The organism is Sphingobium sp. EM0848 (genome assembly GCF_013375555.1).
Taxonomy (GTDB): Bacteria; Pseudomonadota; Alphaproteobacteria; order Sphingomonadales; family Sphingomonadaceae; genus Sphingobium.
The window spans coordinates 199,565-220,768 of sequence record NZ_JABXWB010000003.1 but is presented as its reverse complement, the minus strand read 5'-3'; the positions used below and the strand labels follow the sequence as shown (position 1 = coordinate 220,768).

Genomic DNA, 21,204 nt, shown 5'->3' with positions numbered 1-21,204 from the left:
AAACTACAAATGGCGCCCCCCCGAGTCCGCAGACTCTTGGGGGCCGCCATTTGCGCGCGTTTATGCTGTCGCGAGCCCCGGGTCAAACGACAGGGGCGGTACGGACGGGATCAACCCTGACGCGGCACCAAGTTGACCGCCGAGTACTTTCCTCGTCGGTCGACCTGCTCCAGCCGCAGCAAGTGCGTGTGCTGAAGCGTGACCAAGTCCTGAAGTGGCTCCAGTCACGATCACGGGTACGCCTTTCACATTCATGTTTCGTCCCTTTTTGGAGTTTGCATTTATTGCATGGCCTGCGGCGAGTAATCAGGCAGGCCCGCTACTTTTCGCCCGTTCATGACTACGCAGGAGAAAACGCTGTACTTTTCCGCTCGGAGTTTTGGGTAAAGCGTCGACGAATTCGATTTCCCGCGGATAAGCATGAGCTGACAGTCGACCCTTCACATGTTGCCGCAATTCTTCCGACAGTGCCTCATCAGCCTTCAAGCCCGCTTTCAGGACCACAAAGGCCTTAATGATTTCTGTACGTTCTGGGTCGGGTTTCCCAATTACTGCCGACTCCAGCACGGCGGAATGCTCTAGCAGTGCGCTTTCCACATCGAAGGGTCCAACCCGATAGCCTGACGTTGTGATGACGTCATCAGCCCTCCCAACGAAAGATATGCTTCCATCATCATTTATTTCCGCGGTGTCGCCGGTCAGAAAGTAACTGCCTTGAAAAGCAGGAGTCTCGAGCCGGTGATAGCCTTTGAACCACATCAGCGGAGAGTTGGGCACATCGAGAGCCAAATCTCCGGGTTCGTTTGGCCCTAATTCGCATCCCTCTGGCGACAGCACAACAACCCGATGTCCTGGAACCGAATAGCCTGCTGCCCCCATATGTACGGAATGTTTCAAGCCATGATGATTGCAAAGGACCATGCCAAGTTCGGTTTGCCCGTAATGATCATATATCGCTACTTCGAGGAGCTGCTCGAACCAGCGGATAATCTCCGGATTCAGCGGCTCGCCAGCGCTGCTGACCCTCTTTAGCTGGCCCTTGACGCGATGTGCCTTTTCAGGGCCGTCGCCTACCATCAAGCGATAGGCTGTAGGCGATCCCGCCAGGTTCGTGATTCCGCATTCCGCGATCACGTCGTATGTGGAATCGACAGTGAAGCTGGCCTCCTGGAACACCGTCGTGATGCCCATGGCCAATGGTCCGACGACTGCATAATAGAGACCATAGGCCCATCCCGGGTCCGCCAAGTTCCAGAATCGGTCGCCCTCGCGAAGTCCCACGGCATCGCGCATGTAGCCGACGAAAGCGGCAATAGCGCGAATCGGCACGAACAAAGGCTTCGGAAGACCCGTCGTGCCTGACGTGAACATCAGCAAAAAGGGATCTTCGAAGGCGCAGGGCACCGGCGCGAATACATCGCTCATTACATTCAATGCGCCCCAAAAATCTGGCTCTTGCGCATCTTCGCCGGCACCAACGGTTACGATCGCCGTATCGACGGCAAGGCCGGTCAGCTTGGGACGATTAACAGTATCGGTGACGAGGACCTTTGTTTCGCCGGTTTTCAAGCGGTATTCAATGGCTTTGGGGCCGAAAGCGGTAAACAGCGGCTGGTATACGGCGCCCAATTTCCAGGCGGCAAGCATGGTGATCAGCAGTTCCGGCGTGCGAGGCAGCAAGCCCGCAACACGGTCACCTTTACCGACCCCCAGGTCCGCCAGAACATGAGCAAATTGTGAGGATCGGAGTTTGAGATCGGCGAAAGTCCAATCGCGCGTCTCCCCGGACAGGCCTCGGTGCCGCAGTGCAATGCGCTCCCGGTCGCTGGCGAACCGTTCATTACAGATTTCTGCCGCGTTCCCATGCCCTCCACAATCCATCGACAGAATCGCCATAGCCCGCGACGTGTCGAATGTGGCGGCGGCCTCTGCGTAAGAAACAGATCGGCCAGTTGCGTGCGATGACGAAGTCCGCATAATGCTCACCTTGAAGCTGTTGTGCAATGCCCGCGATAAACCCTCGTGTTCACGCCTCGACGGCCCTTATCGTCGATGAGGCGTTCGACGAGGAAAGCCGGTGCTGCTGCTGTTGTCTCTAATTCAGTTCGACGCGGTTCTGAATCTCGATCGCCGCATCAGCTGCGAGGCATAGTGAGCGTCGGCGGCAACTATTACTCGGTCCGGGGTGCCAGCTGGTGCATTTGCTCTGACAACGCCACCAAGCAGCCCGTTTCGTCAGTGATTGCCGCGCCGGCACAGGTCGGCGCGGCAATCGTCCTTACCTCATCTCCCGCAGGCGCGCTGTTGCGGCCTCGTCGACCGTCATGCGCTTGGGATCGATCACGACGCCATAGAGCTCCTTCGCCGCCTCAATCGAAACGTATTCGTCGAGAACGTCGTCGAGAACGCGAGCCGCGGGACGATCGGTCGCCTTGCCCCAGCCGCCTCCGCCGGTGCTCTCGAACTTGAAGGCCTGGTCATAGCCGAACGGATGGCCGGCCAGTAGCGGGCTGGTCCACGCGCCGTTAGGGGACAGGCCGCCGATGACCAGCTCGCGCCCGTCGGCGTCGATCTGTGTCGATCGCTGAACGGCGCTGCGACCTCCTCCGTTCACGCCTGGGCTACCCTCTCGCGTACGCGACGTTTCCATGCTGAGTTCCGCGTCGCACAGGAAGCGCACCTTGAAGAACGCCCCCAGGCCTCCACGGTTTTTTCCCGCGCCAGCCGAATCCTGCCGCAACTCGAACGCCTCGTATTCGATCGGAAATAGCAGTTCGGCCGCCTCTGCCGGCAAGTTCATGCAGTTTCCGAGTGGATCCATCGTGACGTTCATGCCGTCGTTGAACGGAGTACCACCCCAACCTCCGGCTGGCAGGTCGGAGAACACGTCCGAGCGCCCCTGCGGATCCACCACGGAAGCCACGAACCAGTTGCACTCGGAGCAAGTTGATCCGGTCACGCGGTCCGGAATCGCCTTGGCCAGAGCCTGCCAGACGGCACTCGTGATCTTTGACGAAGTAAGGGTCGTACAACCGATCGTCGGTGCCGGCCATTTGGCGTTGAGCCAGCAATCGTCGGGCAGGACGATTTTGATCGGCGCGAACATGCCGGCATTCGACGCGGCATGCGGTGCGAGGAAGAACTGCACCGAGTAGAATGCGGCAGACGCGGTGTTGGCGAAGGGCGAGTTGATCGCGCCTTTGCAGATTGGATCGGACCCCGCGAAATCGACCGTGATGTCGGAGTCCTTGACGGTGAGCGTGACCTTGACCTTGACCGGATCGTCGGAGAAGCCATCGGTATCCGCGAAATCCTCGGCTTCGTAGACGCCGTCCGGAATGTCCTCGATCGCCTTGCGGGTGATCCGCTCCGTGTAGCTGATCAGTTCGCGCATCGCCGCCTTGAGGGTCTTGGTGCCGTAGCGGGCGGCGGCCCGTTGCAGCTCGCTTTCCGCCGCCTTCAAGGCGCCGAGATGGGCCTGCAGGTCGCCCTTGATGAAGTGCGGCGTGCGGGTGTTGTTCATGATGATCGCGAGGAAGTCCTCGTTGACCTGGTAGTTCTCGTAGATCTTGATCGGCGGGAGGCGCAGACCTTCGGCCGCGACGTGCGTGCTGAACGATTGTCCACCCGCCGCGCCGCCGCCCAGGTCCATCCAGTGCCCGCGGCTGCCGGCGAACCCGATCAGCTCATCCTCGTAGAAGATGGGCATCGTGAAATTGACGTCGTTGATATGCGTTCCGCCGCAATACGGGTCGTTGAGCGCGATGATGTCGCCCGGCTTGAGCGTCTCAATCGGAAAGCGCTTCATCGAGGCATCGGCGCTGTATTGCATCGCCGCAAGATGGACCGGGCAGTTGGCCGCCTGGGCCAGCAGCCGCAGCTCAGGATCATAGATTGCGTTGGAGAAGTCCATCATATCCGCGAGGATCGACGAAAAGGACGTCCTCTGAAGCACGGTCGTCATACGCGAGCAGGCGTATTCGAACATGTTGCGCAGCACCTCGAATGTCACGAGGTCGATTTCCTTGCTCGCGACTATCTGGCCGCTTGCGTACTGAACCGTCATAATTACCTCCGGTACATCTTAATTGATCGAAATGATCAGGTTGCCACAAGCGTCAACAAGTCCCTCGCAAAGAGGGGGTACGATTGCGATCGAGTCGCTGTATTCGACGACCGCCGGACCTTCGACTTTAGATGAAGGTGCAAGGTCGCGCCAACTATAGATCGCAGTATCGACCCACTTGCCGTCGAAGTAGACCGCACGGGCGCCCGGATTGGCGTCCGGCTTCGGTTTGGTGAAGTTGAACTCCGGCGGCTGCTTAAGCTCGCCCACCGCCGTGACGCCGACTGCCACGAAGGCGATCTGGAAGTCGGTCGAGCTAACGCCATATTCGTGCTGGTGGGCCGCATGAAACGCAGTCGCGATGGCCGGGAGATCCGACTTTGTGATGACACCGTTCGGAAGATCGGTGTCGACTTCGTAGGTCTGACCGACGTAGCGCATTTGTGCGGTGCGCTTGAGCGTTATCCCCTCGCCGTTGATGCCATCTTCCGCGAGACGTTCGCGGGCTTTCGTGTCGAGATCGCTGAGTATCTGGTTGAGATGTTCGAGATCGATCTCTTCGATCGTCGCGTAGATGAACGCCTCCAGGTCGTGCCGCAGGTTCATGGCGGTTGCACCCAGCGCCGAAGCCACGCCGGCTTGCGCCGGGATGATGACCTTGGGAATGTTCATGGCGCGGGCGACGAAACAGGCGTGCATCGGACCTGCGCCGCCGAAGCTCGCGAGAGTGAAGTCTCTCGGGTCCCGGGCTCGCGCAACGACGACGCCTTTTAATGCCTGCCCCATCTTTTCGCAGTTGATGCGGATCATGCCTTCGGCGACCTCGAGCCGCGACATGCCGACCTGGTCAGCAACCGAATCGATCGCCCGTTCCGCGGCCTCCACATCCAGCGTGAACTTGTCGCTCAGCGAAGGATGCAGACGGCCCAGGATCAGATTGGCGTCGGTGATGGTCGGCGTCGTTCCGCCGCGTCCGTAGCAGGCAGGCCCCGGTTCGGAGCCCGCACTCGCCGGCCCCACGCGGAGCGAACCGCCTTCGTCGACCCAACCGATCGAACCGCCGCCGGCGCCGACACTGTGGATGTCGAGCATCGGAACGCTGACCGGAGTTTCCCATTCGATCTCGTAGTTCCGCGTGATCAGCCCTTGCCCGTGCTCGACGATCGAAGCATCGAAGCTCGTACCACCGACGTCGGTATGAATGATGTTCGCGATCTGGGTCGTACGTGAGAGGTAGGATGCGTAGGCGACGCCTCCGGCGGGACCGGATTCGATCAGTTCTTCCGGGCGTTTCTTCGCGTTTTCAATGCCCATGGCGCCGCCATTGCTCTTGAGGATCAGCAGAGATCCGGCAAAACCCCTGGCGCGCAGCGCTTCTACGAGCTGGTCAAAGTAGGTCGTCATGACCGGCATGAGGCAGGCACGGATGGCCGTCGTGACGAAGCGGGCGTGCTCTCGGAAAACCGGTCGGGTTTCCGCCGAGATCGCGACGTGAACGTTTGGATTCTCCTTCAGAAGGATGTCCCGCACGCGCTCCTCGTGGACCGGATTCGCATAAGAATTGATGAGGGCGACGCCGACGGCCGGCATCTCACGCTCGGCGATGATCCGCGCGATCTTCTTGACGTCCCCGGCCTCAAGCGGCCGGCGGATTTCGCCTTTCGCTGAAACGCGTTCGGCAAGGGTGAACCGATTGCGGCGCTTGATGAGGGGCAAGGGCTTGGTCTGGTAGGGATCGTAGAGCGACTTACGATGTTGCCTGGCGATCTCGATGGTATCGCGGAAGCCTTCGGTGGTTATGAATGCCGCATCGGGATAGTTTCGCTCAATCAGCGAATTGGTGCCGGTGGTCGTCCCGTGCATGAAGAAATTGATCTCGCCAAAGGGCACGCCTGCCTTCTCGACAGCCTCGATCACTCCGCGCGACCTGTCGTCTTTGGTCGTTAGCACCTTTCCCGTCCGGTACTCCTGCGTTGCTTCATTCCAAGCGAACAAATCTGTAAAAGTACCTCCAACGTCCACGCCAACTCGCCACATATTAAGCCTCCGTGTTTGCGAAACCAGCCAACGTCGATGGAAGTCTAGAGAGACGAGCCGACTGCGTTGGGGCCTATCGAATTGATGAAAATGTTACGTTCCAGTTCGTGAGACTTTCTGCTCGAATCACCCCTGTTGCGTCGAAACACAATGATGTCGCCGTTCGATAAGCGCGGGCGACTTGTACGGGACGCGCTGCCCGCGAAGGACACTTTCTGCGAGGTTGCCGCCCGCATGACGCTGATCGGGATGGGTGGAGCATCCCGATGCACCGGCCATGCATTGACGGCATTTTATCCCGACCGAGCCGGATATCGTCGTTCGTCTGGCCGCGTACCACTCGCTTCTCCGCAGATAATGTTGATCTGCCCAAAACCTGTGATGCAGTCTGACCTCGTGCCGATAAAGAGAAAGGTCCAGTTTTCGCGCAGTTGATAGGGCCACTGCTATAAATTTGGTTGCATTGGCCAATCGTTGGGCGCAAACCACGCGCCCGCCACGGCCAGCCGACCTGCAATCGTTAACTGTGAGCGCGGAGGGGCGGCATTCCCGATGAAGCGCGTCGCGGCTTGCGCGATCCGCCGCCCGCTTTACAAAGCTGCGAGACGGCGGCCGGGAAATCTTAAGGATGGACCGAATTCGGCCCTGCTCTATCATTTCAATGCGCCGGCCAAGAGCTTGACGCCTTTGATAATTTGAGGCTCTTCCAAAGCCGAATATCCCATTACGAATCCTGCCCGGATGGGCGGAGCCGAATAGTAAGGCGTAACGGGATAGATGCCGACGCCAACGTCTTCGGCACGCTTGACCATCATATGGCTTTCATCGTTGCGCCGGTTCGCGAACCAGACGAGCATGTGAAGTCCTGCGTTGGCGCCCGTAACCGAGATTTCTTTGCCAAATTCCTCGGTCAGGCATCGAAGTAGCGTACTCCGGCGCTCCCCATTGCGCTTTCGGACTCGCCGGAGGTGCCGTTCGAAATGCCCCTCGACGATAAAGTCGGTAAGCGCATCTTGTTGCAGGCTGGAGGTGTGCCTGTCGGCGATATGCTTGAGAGTCTTGACGACGTCGATCAATGCGGGAGGAAGCACGAGATAGCCCACGCGAAGCCCGGGAAAGAAGGTCTTCGACATGGTGCCTGCGTAGATGACGTGCCCGTGTCGATCCAGGCCTTGAACGGCTTCCACCGGCCGACTGTCATAGCGGTACTCGCTGTCGTAATCGTCCTCTAGGATATAGGCGCCTGTCTCGCGCGCCCATGCGAGAAGTTCGAGGCGCCGAGCCAGTGGCATGACCGCTCCCGTTGGAAACTGATGCGATGGCGTAACGTAGGCGAGACGTGCGCGCCGCGCTGCGTGCGGCAAATTGCGGACGCAAAGTCCGTGCTCGTCGACACGGCCGAGAACGAGACGCGCGCCGGCGGCAAGAAAGACTTCTCTCGCACCAGGGTAGTGCGGGTCTTCGGCAACGACTATATCGTTCGGGTCTATCAGTGCGCGAACGATAAGGTCGAGCGCCTGTTGAGACCCGTTGACGATCACGACTTGCTCATCGGTGCAATTGACGCCACGCGATCGACGGAGATAGTCGGCAATAGCGGAACGAAGCCGGGGTTGTCCCGCCGCCGTGCCGTATATCAGAGACTCGATGGCCGAATTGCGCGCATGGCGTGTCAGCAACTTCCGCCACAGATCGAAAGGAAAATCAGCAACGCTGGGCAATCCATAACGGAAATTGTAGTCCAATCGAGTGGTTCGCTGCGTGTTCAAAGGGGTCGGAATGACTTGCGCTCGGATCGCATAGGCCGACAAGCCGAAATGGCCGCTGTTCTCGCTTTCTTCGGGGGCAACCAAACTGACCAAGGGGGTGTCGGGCAAGTGCGGGCTGACGAATGTTCCCGCTCCGACCTCGCCTACGATGTATCCTTCGGCGAGCAACTGCTCGTATGCCAATAAAATCGTATTGCGAGAGACACCAGCTTCTCGGGACAGATCGCGCGTAGACGGGAGGCGCGCCTTTTCGGGAAGAACGCCGGTGAGAATTTGATCTCGAAGAGCTCGATAAATCTGCTGATACCGCGCTCCGATTCCGTCCGTCTTCAGCAGCATCGAAATGGCCCCATCAAAGATCCTAGGTACGAAGCATGGTCCTCCCACAGCAACGAAGAATGCACGCCGTTTGGATAGTCGTCAACAAAAATGGCCCTAATCGGCGACTTACAAAGGACAAAATTCCATACCACTTGTGCGCCGCAACGGTGCTTCGGTGCCACCCGGATATTGAAGGGGCATTGTCCCAATATCACCGACGGCGGCTGCGACGCCGCTGCCGAGATTGGTGGGATGCGCTTATTGGTCGTGCGACGCTAAAGGTCAATCAGCGACGATCGTCGCTGATTGACCTTTGTCGGAAGATGGCGAACGGAACTGGCGACCCGCGTCGCTCTGAAATGCTTTGAGGCCGGACGCCGCTACTCTGGCCGCGCCGGTTTTCGCGTCATTCCGGCCATTCAGAGGGGAAGGGACGACCGGAACCGGTTGGCACAGTCATGGGAGAAGCGCAAGCTTCCCACTCAGTTCTGACACCCGATGACAGAACAAATGGGATGAAATCCTATAGGGCCAACGCGATGGAGTGCCGCTCTTACAAGCGACCTGACATGCTTGCGTAGCGGCTTGATCTGTCGCTATGCCTTTGTCTATCACGGCACGGAGCCGGAAGATCAAACGGATCGACTCCTAGCCAGATGGGTTCGACCTTTGCAATAACGGCTTCGAGACTATCGAGCATTTCTCAGATCTCCGCGCGAGACACTTTGAGAGAGGGCATCGGCCGCAGGCTGATCGAAAGGGATATGGCCATCCGATGAGGCTCAGCAACGGCCCCGGACGATTTCAACGGCACTTTATGGGTGACGCCCTACCCAACGGACAAGCCCTTCTAGGGACTTTGCCGACCGCGCAGCTTGCCAGAATTGGGCCACTCGGTCGCTGGCAAATTGACCCCGGTTTCCCGGGGAGTGTCCAATCAGTCAGCCGAGCCCTTGTAGGGGCGGCTGGCGTCAAAGCCCGTGACGTGCTCAGGCGCCGTCACACCTTCCGGAACGAGTACGTCGCGTTGTGGAACTCCGCTCATCAAAGACATCGGCAGGACGCCGGCCCAGACCGGAACACCGGCGTCTTCCTGATCGCCAGGAGGCCCCGATCGCGACTTGGCCGACGCTTCGTCGATCTCCATCCGCAGCACGGACGTCGCCTTCAACTCCTGTGCGGTCATCGGACGCATCATATCCCAACGCCCGGGGAACAGGCTGTCGAGGAAATGCTTCAAGCTTTCGGCCTTCTCATCGGGCTCGGCCACCAGTTCGGCATTGCCCAACAACATCACCGAACGGTAATTTACCGAGTGATTGAAGGCCGAGCGGGCCATCACGAAGCCATCAAAGTGCGAAATCGTTATGCAGACCGGACGGCCTTCCACGGATTCCAGCATCCGACTGGCTGCGGAGCCATGCCAATAGATGTAATTCCCCTCGCGCCAATACAGAGTAGGCGTAACGAATGGGGCGCCGTCGATCACATAGCCAACGTGGCAAAGGAAGCCAGCGTCGATGACGTCATAAAGCGACTGCTTGTCGTACTTCCCGCGCTCATGCATCCGACGCGCCCGCACACGGTCCGTCTTCGGGGGAGTTGTGATGTCTTGCATAGCGATCGCCTTCCATGAAGTTTATCTAGTGTTGGCACGACCTGCATAACGTCGTGTGCGTTTGTCGTTAGATTAATCCCGCCCTGCGGTTGAACGTAAGAACCACTTCGTCAAAATCGGTGCCCTCCACTCCCAGTTGATCGACAATGCTTCGACAACGCATCGGCCGCCTCGGTCGCGCATCGATCCGCTTTGGAGGTGAGCTAGCTGCTGCAGTCACCCCATGACCAATCGAGTCTGGTGATTTGCCCTTCGTGGCTCTCAGGTTGAAGACTGCCAGCGAAAGCGCGACGGCTAATCCTTGAGCCGTGTGACATAAGTCTTCGAAAGTATCTTCCAGGTTGCCGCATCCTTGGCGAAGATAAGCGTATCTTCAAAATAGGAGGCGGCGTTCTCGACGATGACCCGAGCGATGGCCAGATTGTGATCGATGAAAGAAAGCGACCTTACCTCTTCCAATCGATTGGATATCTCGATCGGCTTGCGGGTCCGCACCATATCGAGATATGAGGCAATCGCGAGAGGTCGTGGGCCACCCTTTTCCACCGAGTACAAGTGTGCGGAAGCGTGAAACGCCTTCGACAGCAAGTCGGCATCGGAATTGTAGAAGCCATCGAAATATGATCGCAGGGCTGAGAGAACACCGCTGAAATCCCCGGCCTCTGGACCGCGCCAATGCATCTGTCTGTTCATGGCTATCGTCCTCGTTAGCTATCAACGGCCACTGCGGGCGTCGAACACCTAATGTACCTTGTCCTGGCTTGGCTTACCTGAACGGCAAGGCAGCACGGCAAGTGATGCGAGCCCGAATGTGGGCCTCGGCAAACATCATATGCGTCGGCATCCCGATCCAATAGGTCCAATTGGCGACAATTTTCTGGAGCCAGACGGTGTTTTCACCCAGCCTGCTGGCTGCGAAGCATGTGAGTATGAGTCACCACCCAGCCCCCAAGCCAAAGTGGTTCCGGTGCTTCAAATCGTCGCCGCAAATAATTCCCATGGCTGCGATACCATATGTCCTGCAACTATGCTTGCAGATACAACGAGATACGCCCGATAGAGGGCGGATTGCATTATGCTGTTAATACATAAGATCTTCTGTCTGTCCTTAATTCGTCTGACTACGACTCTATTCCGCCCAGGCATAAATATTTGATCTCGAGGTAGTCCTCGATTCCGTACTTCGATCCCTCTCGCCCATTGCCGCTTTCCTTCATCCCTCCGAAGGGAGCGACCTCGCTCGAAATGATGCCTTCGTTGATGCCGATGATGCCGTATTCGAGCGCCTCGGCCACACGGAAGATTCGTCCGATATCGCGACCGTAGAAATAGGCAGCCAATCCGAACTCGGTGGCATTCGCGAGATTGACGACTTCCCTCTCGGTGCTGAAGCGAAAAACTGGCGCGACGGGACCGAAGGTCTCTTCTCTGAAGATCAGCATGTCCGGCGTCGCATCGGCCAGAACCGTCGGCAGGTAGTATGTCCGTCCCAATGCATGGCGTCCGCCGCCGGTCAGAACGCGCGCACCTTTGCTCACGGCGTCGGAGACGTGCTCGCTGACCTTCTCGACCGCCTTGCCGTTGATGAGCGGGCCGATGGTCACGCCAGCCTCAAATCCGTTCCCCACCTTCATGCCATTGACAGCCTCGGTCAATTTCGCGACGAAGGCGTCGTAGATTTTGTCTTGCGCAAACAGTCGATTGGCGCAAACGCAGGTCTGCCCGGCATTGCGGTATTTGGAAGCGAGCGCTCCCTTCACGGCCGCATCGATGTCCGCGTCGTCGAATACGATGAAAGGCGCGTTGCCGCCCAACTCCATCGACGTGCGTTTCACGGTCGATGCCGCCTGCACGATGATCTTCTTGCCCACGGCCGTCGATCCCGTGAAAGTCACCTTTCGTACGATTGGGCTCGAGGTTATTACTCCGCCGATTTCTGTCGCCGATCCGGTCAAGACCGAGAAGACGCCGCCCGGAATGCCCGCCCGCTCGGCCAGCACCGCAAGCGCCAAGGCCGAAAGCGGCGTTTCTTCGGACGGCTTGACCACCATCGTGCAACCGGCGGCCAGCGCCGGGCCAGCCTTCCGGGTGATCATTGCCGCAGGGAAGTTCCACGGCGTGATGGCAGCGCAGACTCCAATCGGCTGCTTCAGGACGACGATACGCCGGTCGGAGGCGAAGCTGGGAACGGTATCGCCGTAGATGCGCTTTCCTTCCTCGGCGAACCACTCGACGTAAGAAGCTGCATACATGATTTCGCCGCGACTTTCCGCCAGCGGCTTGCCTTGCTCGGCCGTCATGATCGTTGCAAGGTCTTCTTGGTTGGCGACGATCAAATCGAACCATTTGCGGAGCAGCGCGGCCCGCTCCTTTGCCGTCAGCGCACGCCAAGCTGGCCAAGCAGCGTCGGCGGCGGCAATTGCACGGTTGGCTTCGGCCGCCCCCATGTCGGGCACGGTCGCCAACAGTTCGCCGGTTGCGGGGTTTGTGACCGCTAAAGTGGCACCACTGTCAGCCAGCGTCCAGGCGCCGGCGATAAAGCAGGCGCTGCGCAGGAGTGAGCCGTCGGCCAAATTAGGCGGGCGGCTTGCGATCTTTGCTTGCGACGTCATAGGCGTACCCGTCCAATAGAATCAACTCGAAGCGATGTGCTAGCTTGTTCAGGTGCTGGAATGCGGACATTATAGTTGACGTTCAAAACGAATCTTTGAGAAGCGCTCGCAACAGCTCAAGTGCTTGAATGCATTCCGTGACCGGCCCCCACTGAGTGGTCACCCGGCATTTTTATATGCTACAACTAAGAGGGCCACGGACTTTGTCCGCTTACGCCCGGGCCTGTCTGCCCGATGGTTCGAAGCCTATGCCCTTCGCTGGCCGGGACGATGGGCGGATTCCAGCCAGGGTCGGCTCAGGTAAGACTTACGGCCAGAAAGGACGCTCGCGCGGCAGGCTTTCGCCCGTCCGCGTCAGCGCCGAGGCGGGGGTTACTTGAAGCGGACCTTCAGCGACACACCGTAAGTGGTCGGCATGCCGGTGGCCTGCGTGATGATATCGTTGTACGAGATGACGTTCTGGACGTTGAATTGGTTGAAGATGTTCTTGCCCCAGGCCGATATGGTGAGCCGGTCACCGGGGAAATCGTAGCCGATACGGGCGTCGACCAGGGTGTAGCCATCGATCCGGAACGGATACGGCTTGATCGACCGAGCGGGCGCGCCGGGAATGCGCAGGATGCTGCCGCCAATATAGGCATCAACATCAGAGCGATAGTTCACCGAACCGCCGACGAAGACTGATCCACCATTGCCCGTCGCGATCCGGTAATCGACGTCTCCGGTCAAGCTCCAGCTCGGGGCGAAGGGCAGACGGTTGCCGGCGAAGTTGAACGGCTGATTGTGGTTCGGACCGCCGATGTTCCCGAACACCGTGGTGGCTGTGTATTCGTCCACCTTGGTCTTTAAGTAGCTGGCCGAGCCCGTCAGGGTGAGGCCAGACACGGGCCGGACCACAAGGTCGGTTTCAACGCCGAAGATATGCGACTTCGGCACGTTGTCGAGGCGCTGGAGCAGGCCGAAGTTCACGTCCACGAACGTGCCCTGGATCTGCTTGTCCCGGTAGTCTTGATAGAAGATCGCTCCGGTCCATTGTACCACGTTGCCCAGGAACTTGGCCTTGAAGCCGCCTTCGTACGAGGTGACCTGTTCCTGTTTGGCAGGCCTGAAAGTGTCGGTCGTGGTGGCGGTGAGTACCGGGAAGCTGCCCGCCTTGAAGCCCCGCGAAACGTTGGCGTAGAACAGCAGGTCACGCGTCGGCTTGAAGTCAATACCCACCTTCCACGAGACGTTATCCTCGGAAAGGCGGTCCAGGTAAGGCTTGCCATTCGAGAAATCCGGGAAGAGCGTGAAGCAGGCACCCGGATTGTTTATGCCGAGACCGAACGCTACCGAAGCGCGCTGATCGGGCGTAGTGTCGCTGTTGCACAACCGCTCGTGGTTGACCGAGTGGGTGTAGCGGATGCCCCCTTTCAGCGTGATCTGATCGGTCAAATCAAATTCACCGTTGGCGAACGCGGCGACATTGTCCATCTTGCCCCGACTGTCGATGGTAGAGATATGAGCCCAGGCGACTGCCGCATTGGACACCCCGTTGTCACCGAAGGGAATGTCCTGGGATTCAACCACCTTGCTGTGGTTGTAATTGCCTCCGACGGTCCAACGAAACTGCTGGCCGGGAGCCGCGGCATTGGAGATCCGTAGTTCTTGCGAAAAGTCGCTGATCTTGCCCTCGTCGCGGGGATTGTCGACAAATTGATAGGGAGAGCCGTCCAGGTCGAACGACATATTCTGGGTCAGCCGGCTGAAGCCGGTGATCGAAGTGATGGCGATGCTGTCACTCAAGTCCAGGTCAGCGCGCAGCGTGGCCTGGAACAGGTTGCGGTCACCCGTCGGCACGGCGGGCTTCGTAATAGACTGGAAGCCCGGCGTGTAGCCCGGGGCGGGATTGAGCGGAAAAGGCAGCCCGCCGGTCAGCGGACCGGGGGTGCGGGCAACCGTCGACCAGCTCGCGGCGCGGAGGTTTTGCGGCGCGAGCGCCGCATTCAGCTCCGCAAAGGTCGGCGCCGAAGTAGTGGACGGGAGAGAGGCGATTAGCTGCAGCGCCTGCGGCTGCGAGCGATCGACCGATCCGTTGATATTCAGCGCGAACTTCAGCCGGTCGCTGGCCTGCCAGGCGGTAATCAGGCGGCCGGCAAAGTAATTCTCTGTCCCATTCTTCTGCGAGGGATCGAGAAAATTATACTGCCAGGCGTCGCGATGCTTGGCATCGAACGCTAGGCGCATCTGCACGGTGTCGCTGATCGGCCCGCTGATATAGCCGCTGCCGTGTATTTCGTTAAAGCGGCCATAATCGAGGTTAAAGCCGGCCTGGAGATCCTTGGTTGGCTTGGCGGCGACGTAGTTGATCGCACCTCCGGTCGAATTCTGGCCGAACAGGGTGCCCTGCGGACCCTTCAGGACTTCGACGCGCTCAAGGTCGTAGAGCGAGTGGCCGGCGAGGACCGGGAAGGTCAGCGGCGCTTGATCCATCGAGATGCTGACCGCCGGATAGACGCCCAGCGCGTCGGCATTGTAGCCGATGCCTCGCAGGGTGTAGACCGGGGTGCCGTGGGTTGACGGCGCCAGCGCCATGCCCGGGACGTATTTGACCAGATCTTCGGCCTTGCCGATGTTGCGCTTTTCAAGGAGCGAGGTGTCGAACGCTGCGATGCTGGCGCCGACCTTGTTGATGTTTTCGTTGCGCTTGTTGGCCGTGACGATGATGTCGCTGGTCGATTCCGCGCTTGCCTCGGCGGACGATGCGTCGGCGGCTTGTGCCCAGGCTGGTGGGGCGCTGACCGTGAAGACGACAGCCGCAGAAGCAAGCAGGCCGGACCTTGTAATGATGTTCATTCCACTCACTCCCTGTTATAAATTTTCGAGACGGCTGAAGACCTCTTGATAGGATATGGTCGCCATCACCCTCATTGTACTTGTCGCTTCCCAAGGTCCTTGCGTGCTGACGGCAGCGTGCGAATTGCCGCGGTCGGCAGAAGGCCATGATTATTCCGGAAGCGCGTCGCGGGAGACGACCGACAATTTCTTGCAGAACGGCCCCTTGGACGTCCACGTGATATGCTGGCCGGACGAAAGGCCGATCACGTCGCCCGCCTTGAACGACTGCGTCCTTCCGCTGTCGGTCTCGACCACGTCTACCTCGCCCTCGAGGAGCAGGATGGTCTCGTCGCCGTTCGTGCAGGTATAGGGCGTGACGAGCGTGCCGTTTTCATCGACAACGCTGCCGGCGATCCCCTTGCCCGACCGCCATACGCAGCTCATGAAGGAGCCCGTCGAGCCTCCGCCTCTGATGACGTAGTACTCGCCTGCGACCAGCGCGCCCTCCTTGGGCTCGACGAAATGAAACACGTCCCAGTCGGCTGGATTGTCGCTGACATGCCTGATCATGAGATCCCGCGGCGGATTTGCGGTCGGCTCGGTGCCATTCCAGATACACCAGTATTTCTTGAAGGCCGGCGCCTCGATCTCCCATTGCACTTCGAGGCCCTTGGGCAGGTTGATGACGGAGCCGGGCCCAACCCGATAGCTCTGGCCGGTGGAGGTCACGGTCAGCGTCGCGCTGCCGTCGATCACGCAGGCAAGCTCGTCGCCAAGCGGCGCGGAACAGAGAAACTTGTGCGATCCGTCCGCATTCGCGCCGGGAGCGGTCGGCCCGGTCCGCCAGAAGCCGGCCTGCAGCGATCCCGACGTGCCTTCCGGTCGGGCTATCGTCACTTCACCGTGGATCTGCCGACCGAGGCTCGGTTCAATCCAGTCGAATGGCGCCCATTGGTCCGCCGGTGGATTCTGGACACCGCGGTGTACCGTATAACGCGGGCCGGACTGAACGTCGTGCAATGAACCGGTGGCCATATTCTCGCCTCCTTGGATTGCGCCTTCACTGGGAATTGCGCCTTCACTGATTTTAAGTGCCGTGCGGCTACGAGAGGCGCCAGCCCATGTTGCAATATTGATGCAAAAGCGGGCCATGCCCTAGAACCATGATTTATGTTTTCGATGGTGCCATTTCGCCTGCCGCGGCGCGCGTTGCACCTTAGCCCCGTTAGTCTCCCAGTAGATGGGACCCCGAGGAATCCGGGGGCATGCTTCGCTCTGGTGCCCTGCTTGGACTACCCGCGCCGTCTTCGGCCGGATGCTGGCGAGGTCTTTCACGGCGAGGTCGGACAGGCGCGGTAACGGACGTATCGCGATTTGCACGCAACAATCGCGAATGGTATTAGCGTTCGAGATCTGCATTGCCGTTGATGTGCGGTTGATCGTCCAGGTGACCGTCCCAAGGGGACTGTCGAAAGGCGAGCGCAGAGCGGCGACAGGTCGCTTAGCGGAAATCTTCGGGCAAGCTTGGTAGGCTGATCTGGCTCCGTCAAAAATGCCCGAAATGGCCCTAGGTCGCGGGGGCAGACGTGCTCTAGCTAGATCCGCGCGGCGCTTTTCGGAGTGTCGCGATGAAAATGAAAGCTGCAGTGTCCCGCGACGATCTTAGCGACTTCGGCAATCAAGGAAGACAAAGATGATCGATCTCACCGGCAAGTCCGTAATTATAACCGGCACAGCCAGCGGCATAGGGCGTGCGACCGCGATACTCGCCGCCAGCCTTGGCGCGAATTTGACGTTGGGGGACCGCACCGAAGAAGCCGGGGCCAGCGTCGTCGATGAGATCGAAGCTGCCGGGGGAACGGCGCAATTCGTGCGGTGCGATGTGGCGCAGGAAGACGATGTCGAGGCGCTCGTTGCCGCTGCGGTGTCCCGGTACGGACAGCTGGACGGCGCGCTCAACAACGCCGGCCGCCTCAGTGTAGGCAAAGATCTCCATGACCTCACCTGGGATGAAATTGAGCAGGTCTACGCCGTCAACGTGAAGGGCGTGTTCCTGTGTATGAAATATGAGATCAGGGAGCTTCTACGCACAGGTGGCGGGTCGATCGTAAACACCGCCTCGGGGAGCAGCGTCGTCGCCTTCCCGCGCGCCGCCGATTACGTCAGCAGCAAGCACGCGGTATTGGGGCTGACGCGCGCCGCTGCGCTCGACTACGCACAGCACAACATTCGGGTGAACTGCGTCATGCCGGGGACAGTGTTGACCCCGATGCTCGAAGGGCTTTTCGAATCGGCACCGGAAACCAAGGCCTTCCTTGAGTCGCGAATTCCGATGGGTCGGCTGGCACAGCCCGAGGAAATGGCGGGCAGCGTCATCTGGATGCTTTCAAACCAGGCCTCTTATGTGACCGGTGCCGCGATCTCGGTGGACGGCGGGTATACGACGACCTGAGTCAGACTGATGCCCCCTTGTCGGCACGTTCGGATCGTGGCCATTCTGGCGTGATATGGAGGCAGGCGCGACCTGACCGTATCCCCGTGAAGCTTCGCCGCGTGGCCCTCTGCGGGGTTTCGCGATTAACATGAAAGAGGGCCGCCTCGAGAATTCGGCCCCAGCGCACAGGAGGATTTCATGCCTGAATACAAGCTACTCATCAATGGTCGCCTGGTCGATGGTGCCGGGGCTATGGACGTCATCAACCCCGCCACCGAGGAGGTGCTGGCGTCCTGCCCGCACGCATCCGAAGCGCAGCTCGACCAAGCGGTCGCCGCCGCCAAGGCCGCCTTTCCCGCGTGGGCGCGGACGCCGATCGAGCAACGCCGCCAGGCGATCCTGCGCCTTGCCGACGCGATCCATGCCGATGCCGGCCCGCTGGCCCGCCTGCTGACAGAGGAACAGGGCAAGCCGCTGCCAGAAGCCGAGGCTGAAATCGCCTACAGCGAGGCCTTCATCCGCCAGATGGCGACGCATGAACTCCCGGTGCGGGTGCTGGAGGACAACAACAATCGGCGCGTGGAAGTGCAGCGCCGCCCGCTGGGCGTGGTCGGTGCGATCATTCCGTGGAACTTCCCGGTGCTGATCCTCGCCTTCAAGCTGCCCTTCGCGCTGCTCGCGGGCAACACACTCGTGGTAAAGCCGGCGCCGACGACGCCGCTGGCGACATTGCGCATTGGCGAATTGATGGCGGACATTTTCCCCGCGGGCGTGGTCAACGTCGTGACGGACCAAAACGATCTCGGCGCGCGCCTGACCAGCCATCCCGACGTCGCGAAGATCAGCTTCACCGGGTCAACCGAAACGGGCCGCAAGGTCATGTCCGGCGCCGCCGCCTCGATTAAGCGCGTAACCCTTGAGCTTGGCGGCAACGACGCCGCGATCGTGCTCCCGGATGCGGACCCTGTGAAGGTAGCGTCGGGCATCTTCCAGGGCGCATTTCTCAACGCGGGCCAGGTCTGCCTGGCCATCAAGCGGGTCTATGCCCATTCGGATGTATACGATGCGTTGTGCGCCGAACTTGCCCGTCTCGCCGAGGAGACTGTCGTTGATGACGGACTGAAGCAGGGTACCCAGATCGGCCCCCTTCAGAACCGGGCACAATACGAGAAAGTGAAAACTTTCCTGGACGATGCCGAAAACGCCGGCACCATTGTGACCGGCGGCGTAATGCCGGATCGGCCCGGATTATTCATCCGTCCAACGATCGTCCGCGACATCGAGGATGGTACGCGGTTGGTCGACGAAGAGCAGTTCGGGCCCGTTCTTCCGATTATCCGTTTCGATGATCCGGAAGATGCGCTTGCTCGCGCCAATGCATCCGCGATGGGGCTCGGCGGTTCGATCTGGTCGGACGATCGCTCCGCCGCCTATGATCTCGCCAGCCGTATGGAAGCGGGCACCGTCTGGATCAACAGGCATCTGGATTTCGGCCCGACGATTCCGTTTGGGGGCGCCAAGCAGTCCGGTATCGGCGTCGAATTCGCGGAAGAAGGATTCCACGAGTTCACCCAGATTCATGTCATCAACGAAGCGCGATAGGCCATTCCTCACCGCCGTTCCGGCCCAAATCATCAAATCGGTCTAGCCGCTCGCTTGGCCACCGCTCGCTGTGATCGGCCCCTACCGGGTGGTCCGGTTGGAGATGTTGCCGAGCAGCGGCTTGATATGCGTCTTGATACCGCTCTGGTCCATCGCCAGCGAGGCATCCTTGATCGGCCGGTTCCGCCGCCCCAGGATGCGGTCGGCACGCGCCTCGCTCAGATGCCAATCGCACAGTTCGGCAACGGTCATCTCCTTGCGGGCGCGGCGTGTCCCCTCGGCCGGGTCTTCGCCGGCGGTGACCCCGCCCAGCTGCCGGCGGCAACGCCAGCCTGATGGCGTTAGTCTAGTGCCTGCCCATAAACGCTAAGATATTGAAATATTGCGTTTAATCCAGGAATTCGGGCTTTGAAGGCCCGACGGTGTCGGTTATGCTTTGGGCTCAAACCACTGAGATCATGGCATAATCAACACACGCCGGAGCCGACAATGCGCCAGAAACGCATCATCCAGAGCAGCCTATTCGATCTGTTTGCCGATCACCAGATCGGACGTGAGCTCAAGGCTATTTCCGGGTGGCTCGAGGCACACAGTGAGCTGCTGACACTGGTGGCGGCTGATCTTGGCGAGGCTGGCATCAAGGACACGGGGCGCCAGGGTTTGCCGGTGGAATCGGTTCTGCGATGCGCCGTGCTCAAGCAGTATCGCCAGCTGAGTTACGAGGAACTGGCCTTTCACCTTGAGGATTCCTCTTCGTTTCGCGCCTTCGCCCGGCTGCCCCTGGCATTGTGCCCGAAGAAGTCGGTGCTGCAAAAGACGATTAGTCGGATCAGGGCGGAGTCCTGGGAACAAATCAATCGGGCGTTGCTGAGCGATGCCAGGCAGGAAAAGATCGAGCGCGGGATGGCCGTGCGGATCGACAGCACCGTGTGCGAGGCGCTGATGCACGCCCCCAGCGACAGTTCGTTGCTGTTCGACAGCGTGCGGGTCATGACACGCTTGCTCAAGCAGGCCGCCAGCCTTCCGGGCGGCACCGCCGTCGCCTGGCGCAATCGCCAGCGGCTCGCCAAGAAAAGGGCGCTGGCGATCCGATACAGTCGGGGCAAGGACAGGAAAGCCCGGCTGTACCGGGACTTGATCGATGCCACCCAGGCCACGATGGCATCGCTCCGGAGCCTTGCGTTGCACCTTGCCTCGAGCATCGAAAGCGCAGCCTGGCGTCTTGAGGTCGAACACTATCTGCCCCTGATCGAACGGGTCATCGACCAGACCCGGCGACGGGTCTTCACCGGCGAGCGCGTACCGGCGGCCGACAAGTTGGTCAGCCTGTTTGAACCGCATGCCGAAATCATCGTCAAAGGCGGCCGTGATGTCCAATACGGCCACAAGCTCAACTTCTCCACCGGCAAGAGCGGCATGATCCTCGACGCCGTCATAGAGGATGGCAATCCGGCGGATGCGGCACGCTTTCTGCCCATGCTCGAACGGCATGTAACCTTGTATGGCCAACCACCGCGCCAGTCAGCTGCCGACGGTGGCTTTGCCAGTCGTGACAATCTCAAACAGGCCAAGGCAATCGGAGTGCGCGACGTCGCATTCCACAAAAAGTGCGGTCTAAAAATCGAGGACATGACCAAGAGCAAATGGATCTATCGCCAGCTGCGTAACTTCCGAGCTGGGATCGAGGCCGGCATCTCGTGCCTCAAGCGAGCCTACGGCCTGACGCGATGCACATGGCGTGGGATCGACCACTTCAAATCCTATGTCTGGTCGTCGGTCGTCGCCAACAATCTCGCAATCTTCGCCCGCCTCAAGCCAACATAGTCAGATCCGCACCCCCAGAACACTTCACCGGACGCCACCGGGCGATCCCTCTTGTCTACTGCCCGGGCAGAAGTGCCAGTCTCCCCTTAATCCTGCCCTCGGGC

General features: G+C 59.8%; 12 protein-coding genes and 1 pseudogene. 3 read left to right on the top strand and 10 right to left on the bottom strand.

What is annotated here, in order from left to right:
• Window positions 1–306: 306 nt before the first annotated feature.
• From HUK73_RS17155 to HUK73_RS17115, 9 genes are all read right to left on the bottom strand, one after another.
• A complete protein-coding gene (locus HUK73_RS17155) occupies window positions 307–1,896 on the bottom strand; it encodes an AMP-binding protein (RefSeq protein ID WP_176593223.1) in 1,590 nt (529 codons plus the stop codon).
• Between the two features lie 382 nt (window positions 1,897–2,278).
• Window positions 2,279–4,066, bottom strand: coding sequence for a hydantoinase B/oxoprolinase family protein (locus HUK73_RS17150; protein WP_176593222.1), 1,788 nt, complete (start codon window positions 4,064–4,066; stop codon window positions 2,279–2,281).
• Window positions 4,067–4,084: 18 nt separating this feature from the next.
• Window positions 4,085–6,103, bottom strand: a complete 2,019-nt coding sequence (locus HUK73_RS17145) for a hydantoinase/oxoprolinase family protein (protein ID WP_176593221.1) — start codon at window positions 6,101–6,103, stop codon at window positions 4,085–4,087.
• Between the two features lie 653 nt (window positions 6,104–6,756).
• Complete coding sequence (locus tag HUK73_RS17140) at window positions 6,757–8,211, bottom strand: PLP-dependent aminotransferase family protein (protein WP_176593220.1); 1,455 nt, start codon at window positions 8,209–8,211, stop codon at window positions 6,757–6,759.
• A 919-nt stretch (window positions 8,212–9,130) separates the two neighbouring features.
• Window positions 9,131–9,811, bottom strand: coding sequence for a pyridoxamine 5'-phosphate oxidase family protein (locus HUK73_RS17135; protein WP_176593219.1), 681 nt, complete (start codon window positions 9,809–9,811; stop codon window positions 9,131–9,133).
• Between the two features lie 294 nt (window positions 9,812–10,105).
• Window positions 10,106–10,504: a nuclear transport factor 2 family protein gene (locus HUK73_RS17130; protein WP_176593218.1), complete on the bottom strand. Its 399-nt coding sequence runs from the start codon at window positions 10,502–10,504 to the stop codon at window positions 10,106–10,108.
• Window positions 10,505–10,932: 428 nt separating this feature from the next.
• A complete protein-coding gene (locus HUK73_RS17125) occupies window positions 10,933–12,423 on the bottom strand; it encodes a succinate-semialdehyde dehydrogenase (protein ID WP_176593217.1) in 1,491 nt (496 codons plus the stop codon).
• A gap of 372 nt (window positions 12,424–12,795) precedes the next feature.
• Window positions 12,796–15,258, bottom strand: coding sequence for a TonB-dependent receptor (locus tag HUK73_RS17120; RefSeq protein WP_176593216.1), 2,463 nt, complete (start codon window positions 15,256–15,258; stop codon window positions 12,796–12,798).
• Window positions 15,259–15,408: 150 nt separating this feature from the next.
• On the bottom strand, window positions 15,409–16,275 hold the full coding sequence (locus HUK73_RS17115; RefSeq protein WP_176593215.1) for a cupin domain-containing protein: 867 nt from the start codon (window positions 16,273–16,275) through the stop codon (window positions 15,409–15,411).
• A gap of 658 nt (window positions 16,276–16,933) precedes the next feature.
• Between HUK73_RS17115 and HUK73_RS17110 the strand changes: the two genes are divergently transcribed.
• Window positions 16,934–17,692, top strand: a complete 759-nt coding sequence (locus tag HUK73_RS17110; protein WP_176593214.1) for an SDR family NAD(P)-dependent oxidoreductase — start codon at window positions 16,934–16,936, stop codon at window positions 17,690–17,692.
• A 180-nt stretch (window positions 17,693–17,872) separates the two neighbouring features.
• Window positions 17,873–19,276 carry an aldehyde dehydrogenase family protein gene (locus HUK73_RS17105; protein ID WP_176593213.1) on the top strand — a complete coding sequence of 468 codons (1,404 nt, stop codon included), beginning with the start codon at window positions 17,873–17,875 and terminating at the stop codon, window positions 19,274–19,276.
• A gap of 108 nt (window positions 19,277–19,384) precedes the next feature.
• Here the strand turns inward: HUK73_RS17105 and HUK73_RS17100 are convergent.
• Window positions 19,385–19,591 (bottom strand): annotated as a pseudogene (locus HUK73_RS17100) (integrase); the annotation flags it as partial.
• A 174-nt stretch (window positions 19,592–19,765) separates the two neighbouring features.
• On the opposite strand from HUK73_RS17100, the gene HUK73_RS17095 reads away from it, so the two are divergent.
• Window positions 19,766–21,100: an ISNCY family transposase gene (locus tag HUK73_RS17095; protein ID WP_176592939.1), complete on the top strand. Its 1,335-nt coding sequence runs from the start codon at window positions 19,766–19,768 to the stop codon at window positions 21,098–21,100.
• Window positions 21,101–21,204 lie beyond the last annotated feature (104 nt).